Below are 4,960 nucleotides of genomic sequence, written 5' to 3' on the forward strand. Positions count from 1 at the left end.
GAGCTTTTTAGCTCGGCAAATTTTTGGCTCATCTTCTTTTCAAATTCGCTAAGCTCCTTTTTTATCGCGTCGAGCTTCTCGTCCAGATCGAGGTTTTCGATGATTTTGGCGCTTTTTTGGCTTAGCTCTTGAGTGATTTCGCGCGCCTTGGCGCTTGCCTTTTTCGCGCGCTCGCCAAGCTCGATCTCACCGATTTTGGCGCTTAGCTGCTCGGCAAGATCGGTTGAAATTTTTCTAAATTTAGCCAAATAGCCGCCGAATTCCTCATCGGCGATCTTGGCGATCTCGCTTTTGGCGGGCTCCTCCGAGCTTGCGACCGCGTCGCTTAAAACCGCGCTAAATAGCTCGCTCATCTGCGAAATTTGAAGCTTTTTCTCCTCTAGGCTCTGCGCGTCGTCTGCGGGCGAGAAACTTAGCTCGTCGCGGTACCTCTCGGCGGCTTTGTTTATGCCGTCGTAGCAGCCTAAAATCGCGCCTCTAATCAGCGCGGAGGCGGTATTTTTGCTCTCGTTTGCGACGAAAATCGCGCGATTTATGATGATTTTTGAAATTTCTTTTGTGCGGAATTTCGTAAATTCCCCATCTCCGATAGCCGAAAATGCGATATTTTTCGCCGTCTCGTGCGCGGTATCTTCGATGTCGGTGCCGCTTTCGAGCACGCTTATGAAGGCTAGCTCGCTTGCTTCTTTCAGCACGTCCGCAAGCGGAAGTTTGCTCGCAATCGCTCGCTGTAGCGCTGCGCCTATGCGCTCTTTTCCTTCTGTTTCACTTGCGTTTTGCAGCGCGGTATCCAGATCGTCGTAGCTGCGCAGAACAAGGGTTTTAATCGCCTTTTGTTTACAAGCGATCTTTTTGCGCAGATCGTCGTAGTCGTAGATGAGCTTGTAAAGAGCCTGCTCGTCCTCGTCGCACAGCGCCTTTTTCACCCCTTCGATTAACGCTTCGGAGGAGGCGTCCTTTAGCGCTCCTATTTCGTTAAGCTCGGCGGCAAAGCTTAAAATTAGCTCGGCGCTTTTAGCGCTTTTTGCATCTTCGCTTAGCCCGCACAGAGACTTCAGGCTCTGTTCAAAGGCTAAATTTTGCACGCAGGCCGCCAGCTCGGCTTGTGAAATTTGCGCGAGATCGGCGCCGAATTTTTCTATCAGTTTTTCCTTCATATCCTCTCCTACAGTATGTATTTAAAATGAGCCTTTAAGCGCTCGAAAATTTCATTTCTGTGCGTATCGCTATTTACGAAGACGCTTGCGTTGAAACTCATATATTTGCCGCCGTTTGAGAAGCGCGAAAAGTCTATTTTGTAATTTTCGCCCTTTAAAATTTCATCGATCTGCTCGCGCTTTTGGGTGCTTGCGTCCAGGATGATTTTGTATTCCCAAAAGAGCGGATAGTCGATTTTGGGCTTTTCAGCTCCTAATATACACGCCACTCTTGCCTCCCTCTTTGCGCTGCAGCACTACATCGGTGATCTGCATCGACTTATCTATCGCTTTTAGCATATCATAGATTGTCAGCAGCCCCACGCTCACGCCCGTTAGCGCCTCCATCTCGACGCCCGTTTTGCCGGTGATTTTTACAGTTACGAAAAGCTTAAACGCGCATTCGCTCGTAAGTTCCTCAATATCGGTTTTAATCGAAGTAATCGTAAGCGGATGGGTCATAGGTATTAATTCGCTCGTCTTTTTAGCGCCCATTATCGCGGCAACGACGGCAGTTTGAAGCACGGGACCTTTTTTGGCAGTGTTTTGCTTGACGGCGGCAAACGCCTCCGCGCTCATTCGTATGATGCCGCTAGCGGTGGCTACGCGCTCGCTATCGTCCTTGGCGCCGACATCCACCATGCGGGGCATATTGTTTTCGTCGATATGTGAAAGCATAAAATTCCTTGTAGTTTTTGGCGGGATTATAGCAGAATTTCGGGCATAAAAAAAGCCCGAGCTTTTAAACTCGGGCTTCATACAAAAAGGAGGTTTTATCTTGTCGGACAAGGACGATTATACTACCTAAACAGTAAATAGAAATAAAATATATCCTTTTTAGGCGAGCACTTTCACGCTTAATTTATAGCCGTTTTTAAAATTTTGATGAAATTTGACGACTTATTATGACGCGCTGCGAGGAGATTTGAATCAGTACAAAATAAAACGGAGCCAAAGAGCGATTAAATTTGAAGCGTACGCTAAATGGCAAAGATAAAATTTAAGCGGCATTTGAGATTGTTTCATCTTGAAGCGAGGGTTTAAAGAGGATCGAGCGGGGCGCTCCGTCAAGGTGCCATAAACAAAACGCTGCAAAGGCGAAACGGGCTTAAATTTTAAATAACTTTTGCTTTAAATTTGAGCCCACCTTAATTAAGTGCGAGGTTTTTACGCGCAATACAGCATAAATTTAAACCCTTCACGCGAGCGCCGTAGTACGCAGGCACGGATTAAAATAGCGCGCCGTAAATTTAAACATCGTCGCGCAAAATCCGGCCTGCCCTTTAAATTTAACCTCGTTTAAATTTTAAACGTTTTTAGCAGGCTGCCTAAATTTAGCCCCTTATCTTCGCCGTTTGCACCGCCTCCTAAAAGATCGCCCAAAAAGCTGCTTGCGTCGTTGATATCGATTTTGCCGTCGCCGTTTAGGTCGAGCTTGGCGCTTGCGATTTTGCCGATCAGCGCGCTAAAATCCACCCCTTTGCTATCGACGGCGTTTGCTTGTACGTCCTCGCCGCCGCCCAAAAGTCCGCCCAGCATCGAGCCTAGCGAGCTAGATCCGCCGCTTTCGTTTTTGCTTAAAAAATTTGAGCTGATGCCCGCAATTATCGCATTTATCTGATCGTCGGGCAGGTCCACGCCTAAAAATTTCTCGATAAAAGCGACCGGGCCGCTTTGAAATTCTCTTAAATTTTTATCGTCGCTTTTGAGCGCGGAGACCATATTTACAAGTCCGTTTATGTCCATTTACGCCTCCTTGATCTTGGCTTTCGGGGCCTGTTTTACGATAAGCTCTATTACTTTTAGGGCGTCCGCCTTAGCCTCAAAATCCTTGCTAACGGCGATGATCTGTCCGTTGCTAGCCGTTAGGCGGAAGCGAACCTTGCCGGCTTTATCGGTGTAGAGCTCAAATTTCGGATTGTTTAGCTTCTCGCCGCCCGCGATTTGATCCTCGATCTTATTTAGCGCGGCGTTTTTTGCGACGCTTTCGATGCCGTTTTTGCAAGCGGCCTTACTCGTGTAAACCTCGGAGGTGCACAGTACGTGCCCGTCATAAAGTAGATCGAATTTGCAGCCGTCCTTGGCGTCTTTGATTAAAAACTCAGCCATTTTTCATCCTTTCGTAGAAGATATTCGCTATTTTAGCCGAATTTAATCAATATTCTTAAAAGGGCGAGAATTTTCGCTAAAATTGCGCGCAAATTTCATTTACGAGGATCGTTATGGCTAAATTTCTATCTTTTTGCCTGCTTTTTATCGCGACTTTCAGCTTTGCCACAGATGAGAGCGACGCGCTGTTTAGGGATATAAGGACGCGCCTTAGCTGCAACCTAGCCGCTCAGGATTGCGAGACTAGCGCGGGTGGGCAGAAGGCGGTTTTTAGTGTGACGCGCCGCCCGATCGAAGCGGGAGCAAACGAGCTAAAAATAAGCGGAATTTCGCGCGAACTGAAAAATCCGAGTGTTAAAATTTCGGGCGTCAGTATGAGTATGGGAGATGCGGAATTCCCGCTAGAGCGCAGCGCAGACGGCTACGAAGCGGCGCTTGACGTCGCAGTGTGCACGCACGCCGTGATGCGCTACAAGCTTGAAATTTACGAGGACGGCGAGCCTAGCGGGCTTTTCGTGTATTTTGATCTGCGAAGGCGCGCTACGGATCGAAAGCGCGGCGAAGATATAATTTTACACCGCCATGAGTATTAAATTTAGCCCGCGCCGCGGCGCGTAATTTTAGCCATAGCTCGTAAACGTGGGCTTGCCGCGCGTTTAGCGCATTAAATTTAGCCGTAAGCGGGATTGCGAGTCGCCCTAGCTAAGACGTCGCTATCGCGCCATAAAATTTTAAAATTTACCTTCGTTTTCTCCGCCTAAGCTACGCGGAATTTTGAAATTCCTTGTATAATCTGAAGCAAATTTTAAAATCTAAGGAAAGCCATGCAGACATTAAGACAAAAGCACTTTAGCGGCGAGCGCGCGCTGTTCGGCGCAAAGGATCTGCGGATCGAAAATTCCGTCTTCGGCGAGGGCGAGTCGCCGTTAAAGCACAGCGCAAATATAGTCGCGCAAAACTGTAAATTTGAGTGGAAATATCCGTTTTGGTACGCCGAAAATATCCGCGCGCAGGATTGCTTCTTTGACGAGGTCGCGCGCGCAGGGATCTGGTATAGCCGCGGCGTGGTGCTAAAAGACTGCCTCTACGGCGCGCCCAAGGGGCTTCGCCGCGTAAAAGACGCCGCGTTGCAAAATGTGGAATTCCACGACGCGCAAGAGACCTTGTGGCACTGCAGCGACGTCACGCTAAAAAACGTCACCGCAAAGGGCGCGTATTTCGGGCTTGATTGCGAAAACTTAAGCATCGAAAATCTATCGCTTTTTGGGGATTACTGCTTCGACGGCTGCAAAAACGTAACGATCAAAAATTCCAAACTCCTCTCCAAGGACGCGTTTTGGAACTGCGAAAATATCCTCATCGAGGACTGCTTCATCGCGGGCGAATACTTCGGGTGGAATTCCAAAAACGTAACGCTGCGAAACTGCAAGATCGAGAGCCTGCAGGGCTTTTGCTATATGCAAAATTTGCGCTTGCAAGACTGCGAGCTCATAAATACGACGCTAGCGTTTGAATACAGCGACGTGCATGCCGAGGTAAAAGGCGCGATCGATAGCGTCAAAAATCCAAGCAGTGGGCTGATCCGCGCAGAAAGCATCGGCGAGCTGATCCTAGACGGCTCGACCGACGCGTCTAAAATAGAGATCATCACTGAG

At 48.4% G+C, this 4,960-nt stretch carries 7 protein-coding genes; 2 read left to right on the top strand and 5 right to left on the bottom strand.

Annotated features, from left to right (window positions below; genetic code table 11):
- From Q0438_RS00615 to Q0438_RS00635, 5 genes are all read right to left on the bottom strand, one after another.
- Window positions 1-1,157 (bottom strand): hypothetical protein (locus Q0438_RS00615; protein ID WP_299186148.1); only part of this gene is annotated, 1,157 nt, incomplete at its 3' end.
- Window positions 1,158-1,165: 8 nt separating this feature from the next.
- Complete coding sequence (locus Q0438_RS00620; protein WP_297917799.1) at window positions 1,166-1,426, bottom strand: DUF493 domain-containing protein; 261 nt, start codon at window positions 1,424-1,426, stop codon at window positions 1,166-1,168.
- Window positions 1,404-1,874: a cyclic pyranopterin monophosphate synthase MoaC gene (gene moaC, locus Q0438_RS00625; RefSeq protein WP_297896540.1), complete on the bottom strand. Its 471-nt coding sequence runs from the start codon at window positions 1,872-1,874 to the stop codon at window positions 1,404-1,406. The genes Q0438_RS00620 and moaC overlap by 23 nt, the downstream gene beginning before the upstream one ends.
- A gap of 621 nt (window positions 1,875-2,495) precedes the next feature.
- Window positions 2,496-2,942 (bottom strand): hypothetical protein, encoded by a 447-nt coding sequence (locus Q0438_RS00630; protein WP_299186153.1) that lies wholly within the window; start codon window positions 2,940-2,942, stop codon window positions 2,496-2,498.
- Window positions 2,943-3,305 (bottom strand): DUF1508 domain-containing protein, encoded by a 363-nt coding sequence (locus tag Q0438_RS00635; protein ID WP_297917808.1) that lies wholly within the window; start codon window positions 3,303-3,305, stop codon window positions 2,943-2,945.
- A 113-nt stretch (window positions 3,306-3,418) separates the two neighbouring features.
- On the opposite strand from Q0438_RS00635, the gene Q0438_RS00640 reads away from it, so the two are divergent.
- Window positions 3,419-3,898: a hypothetical protein gene (locus tag Q0438_RS00640; protein ID WP_299186156.1), complete on the top strand. Its 480-nt coding sequence runs from the start codon at window positions 3,419-3,421 to the stop codon at window positions 3,896-3,898.
- Between the two features lie 231 nt (window positions 3,899-4,129).
- A partial coding sequence (locus Q0438_RS00645) for a DUF3737 family protein (RefSeq protein ID WP_299186159.1) occupies window positions 4,130-4,960 on the top strand: 831 nt, incomplete at its 3' end.

Source organism: uncultured Campylobacter sp. (assembly GCF_938030785.1).
Lineage (GTDB): Bacteria > Campylobacterota > Campylobacteria > Campylobacterales > Campylobacteraceae > Campylobacter_B.

Bases quoted from the DNA above. Each gene is read 5' to 3' on its own strand.
- Q0438_RS00630 (WP_299186153.1), bottom strand. From the start codon at position 2,942: ATGGACATAAACGGACTTGTAAATATGGTCTCCGCGCTCAAAAGCGAC.
- moaC (WP_297896540.1), bottom strand. From the start codon at position 1,874: ATGCTTTCACATATCGACGAAAACAATATGCCCCGCATGGTGGATGTC.
- Q0438_RS00640 (WP_299186156.1), top strand. From the start codon at position 3,419: ATGGCTAAATTTCTATCTTTTTGCCTGCTTTTTATCGCGACTTTCAGC.
- Q0438_RS00635 (WP_297917808.1), bottom strand. From the start codon at position 3,305: ATGGCTGAGTTTTTAATCAAAGACGCCAAGGACGGCTGCAAATTCGAT.